Source organism: Pseudomonas sp. G7(2022), assembly GCF_052660475.1.
This window is the reverse complement of the sequence record NZ_CP109659.1, coordinates 1,108,931-1,123,718: the sequence shown is the minus strand read 5'-3', so window position 1 is coordinate 1,123,718 and position 14,788 is coordinate 1,108,931. Positions and strand designations below refer to the sequence as shown.

Genomic DNA, 14,788 nt, shown 5'->3' with positions numbered 1-14,788 from the left:
GCCCGGATGACGCGCCCAACGGATTGCGGCACACTCGCAACGCCCCCGGATCACGGGGGCGTTGACGTTGCCTGGAGCTCCACAGTTATGACCGCCCCCGAATTATCTTCCGAGCTGAATGACGCCGCGCTGGATAACTACCACGCCATCGCCGACGCCATCGCCACCCTGTTCTTTCCCCACGCCGAAGTGGTGCTGCATGACCTGCGCACACAGAAGGTCGACTACATCGCCAACAACCTGTCGAAGCGGGTGATCGGCGATGAATCGTCGCTGGAAGACATGCTCAGCGACGACGTCAGCGAACGAAACATCGGCCCGTACGAAAAGCTCAACTGGGACGGCCAGAAGATTCGCAGTCTGAGTACCGTGCTGCGCGACAGTGAAGGGCGTCCGCTGGCGGTGCTTTGCATCAACCTGAATATTTCGCTGTTCGAGAACGCCAAGGCTGCACTGGACCTCTTCCTCTCGCCGAGCAAGCTGATCCCGCAACCGGACTCGCTGTTTCGCGATGACTGGCAGGAGCGGATCAACACTTTCCTGCACGCCTGGCTGCGCGAGCGGCAACTGAGCCTGAATCTGCTGACCCGCGACCACAAACGTGAACTGGTGCTGGCGCTGCACGCCGAGGGGGCGTTCAAGGGCAAGAGTGCCTCGAACTATGTGGCCAATGTGCTGAACATGGGGCGGGCGACGGTGTACAAGCATTTGAAGGAATTGAAGGGCTGAAACCGTGCAGCCTGCGAAGGCTGCACGGTTTTCAACATCAGTCGCCGTAGATGTCCGACTTGAAGTACTTCTCGGAAATCTTCTGGTATTCGCCACTGGCACGAATGCCGTCGATGGCGGTATTCAACTGGCTGACCAGTTCGGTGTTGCCCTTGCGCACCGCGATCCCGGCGCCCTCGCCCACGTACTTCGGATCCTTCAGCTCAGGCCCGACAAAGGCGTAACCCTTGCCACGCGGCATCGACAGGAAGTCGTTCAGCGGGATGGTGTCGGCGAAGATCGCGTCGAGACGCCCGGCCGCCAGGTCCATGTAGATTTCTTCGTTGTTGCCATAGCGTTTGACGTTGATGCCCTTGGGCTCGAACACCTCGGTGGCGTAACGGTCGGTGGTGGTCGCACGCTGCACGCCGACGGTCTTGCCCTTGAGGCTGGCGTACTGGTCATCGACGCTCGCGCCTTCCTTCATCACCAGCCGCGATGAGGTGAAATAGTACTTGTGGGTGAAGTCCACGGACTTCTTGCGATCCTCGTTGATGGTCATGGACGACAGCGCCATGTCGATTTTCTTCACTTTCAGGGAAGGAATCAGACCGTCGAACTCGCCCTCGACCCACACGCACTTGACCTGCATCTGCGCGCACAGGGCATTGCCGATGTCGTAGTCGAAACCGACGATTTCACCCTTGTCGGTTTTCGAAGCGAAGGGTGGATAGGCCGCTTCGATACCGATGCGCAGGGTTTTCTCGGCTGCAAACACGCTGCTGCACGCCAACAGGCTCAGCGCCAGACCGGTGATGAGGGGGAGTTTCTTCATGTTCGTTCTCTCGCGGGTTGTTGTTGGTTTGGCAAGACAGAAGAAAAAGCTGAAACAGGGAAAAGACCTTTTGTACTTTTAAATCCATACTGGACTTTTACGTACAAACCGTCAATTGGGCAAAAGAGATTGCTTCCTGCTGTTGGTCAGGTGGGCAATCCATAGCATTTTCGGTGTTGCGGATGGCGCCTTCGCGAGCAAGCCCGCTCCCACATTGGAATGCATTTCCCTGTGGGAGCGGGCTTGCTCGCGAAGCGGGCCGGGAGTACAGCGCGAAATCTACTGCTTCCAGCGATCCGCCGCCGCATGATCGCTGTCACGCCCTTCAACCCAGCGCGGGCCGTCGCTGGTGTTCTCTTTCTTCCAGAACGGCGCGCGGGTCTTCAGGTAATCCATGACAAAGGCGCAGGCGTCGAATGCCGCCTGACGGTGGGCACTGGCGGCGCCGACGAACACGATCGGTTCGCCCGGCTCCAGCGCGCCGATGCGGTGTAACACTTCCAGCTTCAACAACGGCCAGCGCTGCTCGGCCTCCATGGCGATCTTGCCGAGGGCCTTTTCGGTCATGCCCGGATAGTGCTCAAGGAACATCCCGGCGACATCGAGGCCATCGTTGAAGTCGCGTACGTAACCGACAAAGCTCACCACCGCGCCGACGCCGACATTGGCCGCGTGCATCGCGTTGACTTCAGCGCCGGGATCGAACGCCGTGGACTGCACCCGAATCGCCATGGTTCAGCCTCCGGTCACAGTGGGGAAAAACGCCACTTCATCGCCATCGACCACCGGTTCGTCGAGCTGGCAAAGGTCTTCGTTGCGCGCGCACATCAGGTTCTGTTCGCTCAGCACCTCGGCGCCGTCACGCTTGGCGAGCAAGGCGCGTACGTCTTCCACCGTCGCAAAATCGCCCTCGACCTTCACCGAATCCACACCCAGGGCCTCGCGGTAACGGGCAAAAAACTTCACGGTCAGGTTCATGGCTGCTCCGCCTGGAAGTGCCCGCTCTTGCCGCCGACTTTCTCCAGCAGGCGCACGCTTTCGATGGTCATGCCGCGATCCACGGCCTTGCACATGTCGTAGATCGTCAGCGCGGCGACACTGGCGGCAGTCAGCGCTTCCATCTCGACACCGGTCTGCCCGGACAGCTTGCAACGGGCCACGATGCGCACCGCGTCGTCGCCTTCCGCACTGAGTTCAACCTTGACGCCAGTGAGCATCAGCGGATGGCACAGGGGAATCAGGTCACTGGTTTTCTTCGCCGCCTGAATGCCGGCGATGCGCGCCACGGCGAACACGTCGCCCTTGGGATGGCCGCCGCTGACGATCATCTGCAGGGTGTCGGGCAGCATGCGCACCAGGGCTTGGGCCGTCGCCTCGCGGAACGTCACGGCTTTTTCGGTGACGTCGACCATGTTGGCGCGACCTTGGGAATCGAGATGAGTCAGCACGGGATTACTCCTGATCAGGAGCGTCGATTGTAAACCTGGGGGTCAGAATTGCGCACATAAAAAACCGGGCGACGTCGCCGTCGCCCGGTTCCATTTGGCGGGTTACAGATGGGATTCGGCGTATTCGGCCAGAATCGAACGCGGCACCCCTTGCAGGGTGATGTGCACACCGTTGGGGAAATCCTTGAAACGTTCGGTCAGGTAGGTCAGCCCGGAACTGGTCGCGGACAGGTATGGGGTGTCGATCTGTGCCAGGTTGCCCAGGCACACCACTTTGGAACCGGCGCCGGCCCGGGTAATGATGGTTTTCATCTGGTGCGGCGTGAGGTTCTGGCATTCGTCGATCAGGATCAGGCTCTGCTGGAAGCTGCGACCGCGAATGTAGTTGAGCGATTTGAACTGCAACGGCACTTTGCTGAGGATGTAGTCGACGCTGCCATGGGTGTTTTCGTCATCCATGTGCAAGGCTTCGAGGTTGTCGGTAATGGCGCCCAGCCAGGGCTCCATTTTTTCCGCTTCGGTGCCGGGCAGGAAGCCGATTTCCTGGTCCAGGCCCTGTACGCTGCGGGTGGCGATGATACGGCGATAACGCTTGCTGACCATGGTCTGCTCGATCGCAGCCGCCAGCGCCAGGATGGTCTTGCCGGAACCGGCGGCGCCGGACAGGTTGACCAGGTGAATGTCCGGGTCGAGCAAGGCGTACAGCGCCAGGCTCTGATAGATGTCACGCGGCTTGAGGCCCCAGGCTTCCTGATGCAACAGCGGTTCCTGGTGCAGATCCAGAATCAGCAGGCGGTCTTCTTCGATCTCCTTGATCCAGCCGACGAAGCCTTGCTCATCGATGATGAACTCGTTGATGTGCACGGCCGGCAGGTTGTCGATCAACTGCACCTGGTGCCAGGTGCGGCCATGGTCCTGACGGGTTTCGACCTTGCTCACGCGGTCCCAGAAGGAGCCGGTCATGTTGTGATAACCGTTGGGCAGCAGGGACACGTCATCGACCAGTTGGTCGGTGCTGTAGTCCTCGGCGTCGATCCCGCAGGCGCGCGCCTTGAGACGCATATTGATGTCTTTGGTGACCAGCACCACCGGTTTTTTCGGATCGCGGGTGTGCAGATCGATCAACTGATTGATGATTTTGTTGTCGTTCAGGTGCTCGGGCAGAATCAGGTTCGATTCGGCCTGTTTGCTCATCAGAATTGACAGCAAGCCCTTCGGCCCGCTCTTGCCGCGCTGGATCGGTACCCCTTGCTCGACGTCTTCGGGCGAGGCATCGCCCAACGTCTTGTCGATCAGCCGGATCGCCTGACGGCATTCGGCGGCCACGCTGTGATGCCCGCTCTTGAGCTTGTCCAGCTCTTCAAGCACGGTCATCGGAATCGCGACGTGGTGTTCTTCGAAATTCAGCAGGGCATTCGGATCGTGAATCAGTACGTTGGTATCGAGTACATAAAGGATTGGCTGGTTGGAAGAAGGGCTACGTCCGTGATCATCCATACTCGGTCACCTTTGTGGGAGCCATTCGACGCAATACCTGGGCGGTGCTGCGCCTCGAAGTGACTGCCGAATCCACCTGCACAACTTTTGTCGGAATAGCAGGTGAACTGCACACAAAATGGGTCTTGGAAGACGCCACCTGTGTTGCAGGTTTCGGCGGTCTGACTTCGTAATACTCCAAAACCCGTGACAGAAAAAAGCACTTTGACGCTTTTTTGAAGTTTATTTTGCAAAGTGACGAAAAGCCCTTGGCGGACCGCCCTGCCCCCGTTAGAGTCGGAAGTCCGCCTGCATCGAATTTTGCAAAAAATTCACCCCAAGCCCAATGTTTCCGGGCTCTTGCCGTTTGTCAGCGAAAAGCGTCCTGACAGTCTTCCCAGCCGATGCCGCTTTGCGCGGTCTGCGTGATCAGCCACGGCAACGCGGTCTTCACCGCATCCTGCTTCATGTTGAAATTGATCACCCCGTGCCGCCACAGCAGCATCAGGGTCAGCACCCGCTGCGCGCTCGGATTGCCCTTGAGCTTGCCGGCACCGTCCTGTGCATCGATGTCCCAGAGCGCCACTTGCAGGCCCTGATTGTGAAAGAAACTGCCCGCATCGCTGCGACGCTGGCCTTCTGGCGGTCGGAACAGCGGCACGTAGTTCTCCGGCAACTTGCTCTTGACCAGATCGGCACTGCGCCGCACCGAGTCCTGCCAGTCCTGCCAGTGGCTGTGGGAGCGGAATTCCCAGCCTTGCACGCCGACGCACTGCCTGGAAAACGCCACTTGCAGACTGCTCACCGAACGCTCGTTCAACCGCGCCTGAATGTCTTTGCCCAACATGAAGAACGTTCCACTCATGTTCGATTTGCGCAGGTATTCGGCGAGCCATTCAGTGTTGTCCGGCATCAGGTTGGCGGCACTGTCGAAGCTCAACAGGAACAACCGGTCATGCATCTCGTCGCCATTACGCTCGTAGTCACCAAAATGATCGACTTCGCTGGTGGTCTGCGGTGACAGCGCCGCCTTGCGCAGCAGTTCATCCAGGTACTGCTGATGGAAGATCCGGCTCGGCTCGGCCCACTTGGTGTAATAGCTTTCATCGCTGACCACAAACTTGGCCGCCTGCTCGCGCAGGGTCGGCAGATCTTCGACGAGGAAGCAGAAGGAAGCGTCCTGATCGCAGCTCTGCTGGGCGTAGTTGTAGCTGGTCAGCAAACGCTGCCACAGACGCTCGCGCAGGCTGTTGATTGCGTCCAGGTTAACCGTGCGCAGCCCCAGACGCTGGGCCAGCGCGGCCTCATCCAGCGCTTCGCTGCCCAGCAGGCCCCGGGCGAACATCAGGACTTCCGCCCGAGAGGCGACGTCGAACAGGGTCGGGTTGTCGAGTTTCTCCGGCCAGGTGCTGCGATCCAGCGTGGCGATATCGCCCGGTGCCGCCATGGCCCCGACGCTCAACAGCCACGCGGTGAAAAAAAGAACAATGCGCAAAGGGTGTCTCCATAACAAAACCCGCGCGGCACTATAGCCGATCCGGCTCGTAAACCGCCGATCACCTATGGACGCGATAGCTGGAGTCATGCGCCCCAACCCCCTAGAATCGCCCCCACGATTAAAGGAGACGACTTCATGCTGATGGTGATTTCCCCCGCCAAGACCCTCGATTATGAAACACCGCCGGCGACCCAGCGCTTCACCCAGCCGCAATACCTTGACCATTCCCAGGAGCTGATCCAGCAGTTGCGCGAACTGAGCCCGGCGCAGATCAGCGAACTGATGCACGTCTCCGACAAGATCGGCGGCCTGAACGCCGCGCGTTTCGGCAGCTGGACACCGGCGTTCACGCCGGAAAACGCCAAGCAGGCGCTTCTGGCCTTCAAGGGCGACGTCTACACCGGGCTCGACGCCCAGAGCTTCAGCGAAGCCGATTTCGACTACGCGCAACAGCACCTGCGCATGCTCTCCGGCCTTTACGGCCTGCTGCGCCCGCTCGATCTGATGCAGCCGTATCGCCTGGAAATGGGCACCAGACTGGCCAACGCCCGGGGCAAGGACTTGTACGCCTTCTGGGGCACACGCATCAGCGAATGGCTGAACGAAGCGCTGGCCGATCAGGGCGACGACGTGCTGTTGAACCTGGCGTCCAACGAGTACTTCTCGGCGGTCAAGCGCACGGCCCTGAACGCGCGGATCATCAACACCGAGTTCAAGGACCTGAAGAACGGCCAGTACAAGATCATCAGCTTCTACGCCAAGAAAGCCCGAGGCCTGATGAGCCGTTTCGTGATCCAGGAACGCATCAACGATCCGGCGGCCCTCAAACAGTTCGATGTGCAGGGTTATCGCTACAGCGCCGAACAGTCCAAACCGGACAATCTGGTGTTCCTGCGCGACTACGCACCGGAATAAAGCATGCACTTCTGCACGACTCTTTATAGAGAGAGTCGTGCACCTCGCACGACGTCAAAAAAACCTCCCTCCTTTTCGCCGACTTATTGGCGCCATAAAAACAGCACCCTCATTTCTATCTTTTCTTTCACTCGACAGATGTCATTTTTTTCAGTAGTGGCACCTGATTTTTTTCAGAGTAGTGGCACAAAACCATCTAACGCGATTATCTGCCTATTAATAAAGGGCGAAATGGAAAGTGCTATCAATATGAGAGCAGTGCCATCTTTCTCAATATTTCAAGAAATTTCAGAATTCGCGATGGGCGGACTGGAACTATGTCCAAATGCATAGCTCATACCACCGGTAACGATTATCGCCGAGCTTGTACGAGATAACTTACTCAGAGACTGAAACCATGTAACCAAGTTGTCACAGCAACTTGCCTGCATGGATAACAACTCTGGACAACTATCGAAGGACAGGAGATACGCACCATCAATATCCCCTACAAGGCCAAGGCCGCGCCCTTATAAACGTGCTCGCCTGAGCACCCAACCGCCCGATCTACAGGCCTGCGCCTGGCATCGGGCGCGCAAAACGAGATTGCACAAGAGTCCTCTTGCCAGAGGATCAGCTGCATAACGGGGCACGTCACAACAACAAGGCCTGGTTGCGCACATCTTGAGTGCACTTATTTAGACACTCGAAACTTAGTATGCCTGCACACGGCATTGTGACGCCTGCAAGTCACACTTTCGAGTGCACTAAAACCGCTGAACACCATTAACTCCGGCCCTCTAACGGCCTGATATATACAGAGGTAATTGCGATGCGCATCAGCATATTTGGTTTGGGTTACGTCGGCGCAGTGTGTGCCGGTTGCCTGTCTGCACGGGGCCATGACGTGGTTGGCGTCGATGTTGCCAAAGACAAGATCGACATGATCAACGCTGGCAAATCCCCCATTGTCGAACCGGGCCTGGGCGAGTTGCTGGCGCAAGGGATCGAGACCGGTCGTCTGCGCGGCACGACCAACTTCGCCGAAGCGATTCGTGACACCGACCTGTCGATGATCTGCGTCGGCACGCCGAGCAAGAAGAACGGCGACCTGGAGCTGAACTACATCGAAGCGGTGTGCCGCGAGATCGGTTTTGTCCTGCGTGAAAAATCCACCCGCCACACCATCGTGGTGCGCAGCACCGTGCTGCCGGGCACCGTGGCAAACGTTGTCATCCCGATCCTCGAAGACTGCTCCGGCAAGAAGGCCGGCGTCGATTTCGGCGTGGCGGTCAACCCTGAGTTCCTGCGTGAGTCCACCGCGATCGCCGACTACGACCTGCCACCGATGACCGTCATCGGCGAGTTCGACAAGGCCTCGGGTGACGTTCTGCAATCGCTGTACGAAGAACTCGACGCACCGATCATCCGCAAGGACATCGCCGTCGCCGAGATGATCAAGTACACCTGCAACGTCTGGCACGCGACCAAAGTGACCTTCGCCAACGAGATCGGCAACATCGCCAAAGCGGTGGGCGTCGATGGCCGTGAAGTGATGGACGTGGTCTGCCAGGACAAGACCCTCAACCTGTCCCAGTACTACATGCGTCCGGGCTTCGCTTTCGGCGGTTCGTGCCTGCCCAAAGACGTGCGCGCCCTGACCTACCGCGCCGGCTCCCTGGACGTCGAAGCGCCGCTGCTCAACTCGCTGATGCGCAGCAACGAATCGCAAGTGCAGAACGCCTTCGACATCGTTGAAAGCCATGACAAACGCAAAGTCGCCCTGCTGGGCCTGAGCTTCAAGGCCGGCACCGACGACCTGCGCGAAAGCCCGCTGGTGGAATTGGCCGAGATGCTGATCGGCAAGGGTTACGACCTGAGCATCTACGACAGCAACGTCCAGTACGCCCGTGTCCACGGCGCGAACAAGGATTACATCGAGTCGAAGATCCCCCACGTGTCGTCCCTGCTCAATGCGGACTTCGATTCGGTGATCGACAACTCCGACGTGATCATCCTCGGCAACCGCGACGAGAAGTTCCGCGCCCTGGCCGAAGAAGCGCCGCACGGCAAGCAGGTGATCGACCTGGTGGGCTTCATGTCCAAGGCCACCAGTGCCGGTAGCCGCACCGAAGGGATCTGCTGGTAACGCAGCAGCAAGCCTCGAGCTTCAGGCCGCACGCCGTGAATCGGCGGGCGGCTTGAAGCCCCCATCACCTTCGGATGACGGTCATGTCCAAGCTCACACATTTTTTTCTGCAATCCGCCGGCTGGCTTTTGTTTCTGAGCCTGCTGATGGGCCTGGCCCTGATGCTGCCCGTGTCCACATTCGACTCCGAGTCGAAGGACTTCATTTTCCTGATTGGCGCCGTGGGTATCTGGCGCTACTCGATGGGTGCCACGCACTTTGTGCGCGGCATGATTTTTCTCTACATCGTCTACCCGCACCTGCGCCGCAAGGTTCGCAAGCTGGGTAAGGCGGCGGACCCGTCCCATGTGTTTCTGATGGTCACCAGTTTTCGCATCGACGCGTTGACCACCGCGCAGGTCTACAGCTCGGTGATCCGCGAAGCCATCGACTGCGAACTGCCGACCACCGTGGTCTGCTCCATCGTCGAAATGTCCGACGAGCTGCTGGTCAAGGCGCTGTGGGCACGGATGAATCCACCGGACCGGGTCAAACTCGACTTCGTGCGCATTCCCGGCACCGGCAAACGCGATGGCCTGGCTTATGGCTTCCGTGCGATCTCCCGTCACCTGCCGGACGACCGCGCCGTGGTTGCCGTTATCGACGGCGACACCGTGCTCGGCGAAGGCGTGGTACGCAAGACCGTGCCGTGGTTCCAGATGTTCGGCAACGTCGGCGGCCTGACCACCAACGAATTCTGCGAAGTGCGCGGCGGCTACATCATGAGCGAGTGGCACAAGCTGCGTTTCGCCCAGCGCCACATCAACATGTGCTCGATGGCCCTGTCCAAGCGCGTGCTGACCATGACCGGCCGGATGTCGGTGTTCCGTGCTTCCGTGGTCACCAACCCGGACTTCATCGCCGACGTCGAAAGCGACTCGCTGCAACACTGGCGCCTGGGTCGTTTCAAGTTCCTGACCGGCGACGACAAGTCGAGCTGGTTCAGCCTGATGCGCCTGGGCTACGACACCTTCTACGTGCCGGACGCCGCGATCAACACCGTTGAACACCCACCGGAAAAGAGCTTCATCAAGGCCAGTCGCAAACTGATGTTCCGCTGGTACGGCAACAACCTGCGGCAGAACTCCCGGGCGCTGGGCCTGGGTGTGAAACGCCTCGGCGCCTTTACCTCGGTGGTGCTGTTCGACCAGCGCGTATCGATGTGGACCTCGCTGCTCGGCCTGACCGTAGCGATCATCGCCAGCTTCAAGTACGGCGGCGCGTTCATCCTCGCGTACCTGCTGTGGATCGGCATCACCCGCCTGATTCTGACGCTGCTGCTGTCGTGCTCCGGCCACCGTATCGGCCCGGCCTACCCGGTGATTCTCTATTACAACCAGATCGTCGGCGCGCTGGTGAAGATCTACGTGTTCTTCCGCCTCGACCAACAATCCTGGACTCGCCAGCCCACTTCCCTGACCCGTGATCTCGCCAGCTTTCAACGTTGGTTCAACACCTGGTCGTCTCGGACCATGACCTTCTCCGCCGGCAGCATTTTCGTCGCCGTGCTGCTGATGATGGTCTGACCTGCCCCTCTTGAATTAACAAGGAAATCGCCCCCATGAATACCGCCGTCAACGTCAACGTAGTGCATGAATCCGAAGCCCAGCGTCAGCACGCCCGAGTGAAAATCCCGGCCAAACTGCGATTCTTCGGCCCTGACCGCACACCGGTCGAAGCGCGGGTCATCGACCTGTCCGCCGGTGGTCTGGCGTTCAACGCCGGGCAACTGCCACTGACCGTCGGCCAGGTGTACAAGGCGCGCCTGCAATTCGTCATCGACAACCTCGGCATCGCCATGGATGTTGAACTGCAAGTGCGTTCCTACGACCGCCAGACCGGCCGCGCCGGCTGCCAGTTCCAGAACCTCGAACCGCAGGACATTTCCACCCTGCGCCACCTGATCACTTCGCACCTGGCCGGCGACATCGTCACCATCGGCGAAGTGCTGGCAACCCTGCAGCGCGACAACTTCACCAAGGCGCGCAAGGCCAAGGACGGCGGCCACGGCATGACCCCGTTCGGGCGTCTGAAAGCCGTGACCTTCAGTGCCGGTATCTTCGCGATCGGCCTCGTGGCGGCGGGTTTCGTTTTCAAATCGGTGTACAGCATGTACTTCGTCAGCCACGCGCAGGCCGGCCTGGTCAGCGTGCCGGGGATGAACATCACCATGCCTCGCGACGGCACCGTGCAGAGCCTGGTGAAGTCCGACGGCGTCGCCGCCAAGGGCGCACCGCTGGCGACTTTCAGCACCAGCATGCTCGACGTGCTCAAGGGCCATCTGGATGAAGACCAGTTGCAACCGGCCAAGGTTGAAGAACTGTTCGGCAAGCAAATGACCGGCACCCTCACCTCGCCGTGCGATTGCACCGTGGCTCAGCAACTGGTGGCTGACGGTCAATACGCGAGCAAGGGCGATGTGATCTTCACCCTGGTACCGCGCAACACCCAGGCCACCGTCGATGCACGCTTCTCCTATCGCCAGTTCGCCGACGTGCGCCCGGGTACACCCGTGAGCTTCCAGATCGCCGGCGAAGACAAGACCCGCACCGGCAAGATCATCGGCAGCACCAGCCTGAAAAGCGCTGACCTGTCCTCCGATATCCGCGTGCAGATCCAGCCGGACGAGCCGCTGGACAGCACCTTTGCCGGCCGTCCGGTGGAAGTGAACAGCGACCGTGGCCCGAACCTGAACTGGCTGATCGACAAAGCCATGGCTGCCGGTCTTTAAGTCGAGGACATGCCTGTGACTACTCCTACTCTTTTGAACACGCCGCAGCCCTTGTGGGAGCGGGCTTGCTCGCGAATGCGGTTCAACATTCAGAATCAGTGTGGGCTGACACACCGCCTTCGCGAGCAAGCCCGCTCCCACATGGGTCCTCTGTGTGCAGTTGCATTAGCAGTGTCTCTGGCCGGTTGCGCCGGCCTGCCCGACCAGCGTCTGGCCAACGAAGCGCTCAAGCGCGGTGACACCGCGACCGCCGCGCAGAACTACCGTGCACTGGCCGACCTGGGTTACAGCGAAGCCCAGGTCGGCCTCGCCGACATCCAGGTCGACAGCCGCGACCCGGAACAGATGAAACAGGCCGAAGCCACCTACCGCGCCGCCGCCAGTGTTTCGCCGCGCGCCCAGGCCCGACTCGGTCGCTTGCTGGTGGCCAAGCCCGGCTCCACCGAGGCGGAGCATCACGAGGCCGAAACCCTGCTGAAGAAAGCCGCCGCCAGTGGCGAAGGCAACACGCTGATCCCGCTCGCGATGCTGTACCTGCAATACCCGCACAGTTTCCCGAACATCAACGCCCAGCAGCAGATCGACCAGTGGCGCAAGTCGGGCTATCCGGAAGCGGGCCTGGCGCAGGTGCTGCTGTATCGCACCCAGGGCACTTACGACCAACATCTGGATGACGTGGAAAAGATCTGCAAGGCCGCGCTCCACACCACCGACATCTGCTACGTCGAACTGGCCACGGTCTATCAGAAACGCGCCCAGCCAGACCAGCAAGCCGAACTGATCAAGCAAATGCAGGCCGCTTACAGCCGTGGCAGCGTCACGGCCCAGCGTGTGGACTCCGTTGCCCGTGTGCTCGCCGATTCGACCCTCGGCAAGACCGACGAAAAGACTGCACAGGCGCTGCTCGAGCCGATCGCTCCGGGCTACCCGGCATCGTGGGTGACGCTGGCGCAATTGCTCTACGACTTCCCGGAACTGGGCGACGTCGATCAGATGATGAAGTACCTGGACAACGGCCGCGCCGCCGACCAGCCCCGTGCCGAACTGTTGCTGGGCAAGCTCTACTACGAAGGCAAACTGGTACCGGCCGACGCGAAAGTCGCCGAGGAACATTTCCAGAAAGCCGTTGGCCGCGAAGTCGCCGCCGACTACTACCTGGGCCAGATCTACCGCCGTGGCTACCTGGGCAAGGTCTATCCGCAGAAGGCCCTCGACCACCTGCTGACTGCTGCGCGCAACGGCCAGAACAGCGCCGACTTCGCCATCGCCCAGCTGTTCTCCCAGGGCAAGGGCACCAAACCCGATCCGCTCAACGCCTATGTGTTCAGCCAATTGGCCAAGGCGCAGAACACTCCGCAAGCCGATGAGCTGGCGACCACCCTCGCGGCGCAATTGCCCCCCGAGCGCCTGGCCGAAGCCCAGCGCCTGTTGCAACAGGAACAGGCCAGCCGTGGCGCCCTGAACCCGAACGCAATGCAACTGCACGCCCTGCAAGAAGAAGACGGCGAGGAAAAATTATGAAGTTGAATCCATTCGTGAAGGCCGGCATTGGCCTTTCGTTCGCGCTGATCTGGTCTTGCCCGACACTGGCCGCGATGACCGAAACCAAGAACTTCGGCCTCGAAGTGAAGATCACCGGCCAGTCCGAAGACGACCGCGACCTCGGCACCGCCCCGGGTGGCGACGTCAACGGTGTGGGCCTGGATCTGCGCCCCTGGGTCTACGGCGAAAGCGGCGCCTGGAGCGCCTACGCCATGGGGCAGGCCGTGACCTCGACCGACATCATCGAGACCGACACCCTGCAACAGTCCGACGGCGCCGAAACCACCGACAACGGCGACCGCAAGACCAAGAAAAACTACCTGGCGATGCGCGAGTTCTGGGTCGGCTACAGCGGCCTGACGCCCTACCCCGGCGAGATCCTCAAGTTCGGTCGCCAGCGCCTGCGCAACGACGACGGCCAGTGGCGCGACACCAATATCGAAGCGCTGAACTGGACCTTCGACACCACCCTGCTGCGTGCCAATGCCGGTGTCGCCGAGCGCTTCAGCGAATACCGCACCGATCTGAAAGAGCTGGCACCGAAAGACAAGGATCGCCTGCACGCCTACGCCGATGCGGCGTATCAGTGGACACCGGGCAACTGGGTCGGCATACGCGGCCACCACACCCACGATGACGGCAAACTCGATTACGCCGAACCGGGCGTGCCCCGCGACACCCTCGACAAAACCCAGAACGGCGACATCAGCTGGCTCGGTCTGACCGCCGACAGCGACGCCTACAACTGGCGCAACACCAACACCGTCAACTACTGGGGCAGCATCACCGGCATGAGCGGTGACCGCGACACGGTCAACCCGCTGAACGCCGACGGTACCCGCCCGGCACAGGCCAAGCGCAGCGAAGACATCAACGGCTGGGCCACCGACATCGGCGTGCGCCTGCGCCTCGATCCGCAGTGGCAGGTCGGTGCGGCCTATGCCCGCGCCAGTGCCGATTACCAACAGAACGGCCTGGAAAGCAACCGCTCGAACTACACCGGCACCCGCTCGCGGGTGCACCGTTTCGGCGAGGCTTTCCGTGGCGAAATGAACAACATGCAGACCGCCACCCTGTTCGGTTCCTGGATGCTCAACGACCAGTACGACGCCAGCCTGATCTACCACAAGTTCTGGCGCGTGGACGGCAACAAACCGGTGGGCAGCAACGGCATCAACGCCGTGGAAAACAACACCGACGACGTGACCGGCGCGATCCTTTCCAGCACCTCCCTGCCACTGCAGGACGGCAACAAGGATCTGGGCCAGGAAATGGATCTGGTGGTCACCAAGTACTTCAAGCAGGGCCTGCTGCCGGCGGCGCTGAGCCAGTCGATCGACGAGCCTTCGGCGCTGGTGCGTTTGCGTGGCGGTGTGTTCAAGCCGGGTGATGCCTATGGCAGCCAGGTCGATTCGTACATGCACCGCGCGTTCATCGACGTGATCTGGCGCTTCTGATGCAAACCGCG

At 60.4% G+C, this 14,788-nt stretch carries 13 protein-coding genes; 7 read left to right on the top strand and 6 right to left on the bottom strand.

Annotated features, from left to right (window positions below):
• Window positions 1-87 precede the first annotated feature (87 nt).
• The gene (locus tag NE357_RS04940; protein WP_169428963.1) at window positions 88-729 is read left to right on the top strand and encodes a helix-turn-helix transcriptional regulator; all 642 of its coding nucleotides are present in this window, start codon (window positions 88-90) and stop codon (window positions 727-729) included.
• Window positions 730-766: 37 nt separating this feature from the next.
• Here the strand turns inward: NE357_RS04940 and NE357_RS04935 are convergent, their stop codons facing one another.
• The 6 genes from NE357_RS04935 to NE357_RS04910 form a co-directional block, all read right to left on the bottom strand.
• The gene (locus tag NE357_RS04935) at window positions 767-1,543 is read right to left on the bottom strand and encodes an ABC transporter substrate-binding protein (protein ID WP_169428962.1); all 777 of its coding nucleotides are present in this window, start codon (window positions 1,541-1,543) and stop codon (window positions 767-769) included.
• A 279-nt stretch (window positions 1,544-1,822) separates the two neighbouring features.
• Window positions 1,823-2,275, bottom strand: coding sequence for a molybdopterin synthase catalytic subunit MoaE (moaE, locus tag NE357_RS04930; RefSeq protein ID WP_169428961.1), 453 nt, complete (start codon window positions 2,273-2,275; stop codon window positions 1,823-1,825).
• Between the two features lie 3 nt (window positions 2,276-2,278).
• A complete protein-coding gene (moaD, locus tag NE357_RS04925; protein WP_114881486.1) occupies window positions 2,279-2,521 on the bottom strand; it encodes a molybdopterin converting factor subunit 1 in 243 nt (80 codons plus the stop codon).
• Window positions 2,518-2,991 (bottom strand): cyclic pyranopterin monophosphate synthase MoaC, encoded by a 474-nt coding sequence (gene moaC / locus NE357_RS04920; RefSeq protein ID WP_007957321.1) that lies wholly within the window; start codon window positions 2,989-2,991, stop codon window positions 2,518-2,520. Before moaC ends, moaD begins: the two co-directional genes overlap by 4 nt.
• Before the next feature lie 102 nt (window positions 2,992-3,093).
• Window positions 3,094-4,488 (bottom strand): PhoH family protein, encoded by a 1,395-nt coding sequence (locus tag NE357_RS04915; RefSeq protein ID WP_085729706.1) that lies wholly within the window; start codon window positions 4,486-4,488, stop codon window positions 3,094-3,096.
• Window positions 4,489-4,837: 349 nt separating this feature from the next.
• Window positions 4,838-5,914 carry a polysaccharide deacetylase family protein gene (locus NE357_RS04910; RefSeq protein WP_169432596.1) on the bottom strand — a complete coding sequence of 359 codons (1,077 nt, stop codon included), beginning with the start codon at window positions 5,912-5,914 and terminating at the stop codon, window positions 4,838-4,840.
• A gap of 186 nt (window positions 5,915-6,100) precedes the next feature.
• Between NE357_RS04910 and yaaA the strand changes: the two genes are divergently transcribed.
• From yaaA to NE357_RS04880, 6 genes are all read left to right on the top strand, one after another.
• Window positions 6,101-6,880 (top strand): peroxide stress protein YaaA, encoded by a 780-nt coding sequence (gene yaaA, locus NE357_RS04905; protein ID WP_169428960.1) that lies wholly within the window; start codon window positions 6,101-6,103, stop codon window positions 6,878-6,880.
• A gap of 811 nt (window positions 6,881-7,691) precedes the next feature.
• Window positions 7,692-9,008, top strand: coding sequence for a nucleotide sugar dehydrogenase (locus tag NE357_RS04900; RefSeq protein WP_169428959.1), 1,317 nt, complete (start codon window positions 7,692-7,694; stop codon window positions 9,006-9,008).
• An 83-nt stretch (window positions 9,009-9,091) separates the two neighbouring features.
• The gene (alg8, locus tag NE357_RS04895) at window positions 9,092-10,573 is read left to right on the top strand and encodes a mannuronan synthase (RefSeq protein WP_169428958.1); all 1,482 of its coding nucleotides are present in this window, start codon (window positions 9,092-9,094) and stop codon (window positions 10,571-10,573) included.
• Between the two features lie 35 nt (window positions 10,574-10,608).
• Window positions 10,609-11,778, top strand: a complete 1,170-nt coding sequence (locus tag NE357_RS04890; protein WP_169428957.1) for an alginate biosynthesis protein Alg44 — start codon at window positions 10,609-10,611, stop codon at window positions 11,776-11,778.
• A 15-nt stretch (window positions 11,779-11,793) separates the two neighbouring features.
• Window positions 11,794-13,299: an alginate biosynthesis TPR repeat lipoprotein AlgK gene (gene algK, locus NE357_RS04885; RefSeq protein ID WP_169428956.1), complete on the top strand. Its 1,506-nt coding sequence runs from the start codon at window positions 11,794-11,796 to the stop codon at window positions 13,297-13,299.
• Window positions 13,296-14,777, top strand: a complete 1,482-nt coding sequence (locus NE357_RS04880; RefSeq protein ID WP_169428955.1) for an alginate export family protein — start codon at window positions 13,296-13,298, stop codon at window positions 14,775-14,777. Before algK ends, NE357_RS04880 begins: the two co-directional genes overlap by 4 nt.
• The last annotated feature ends 11 nt before the right edge of the window (window positions 14,778-14,788 follow it).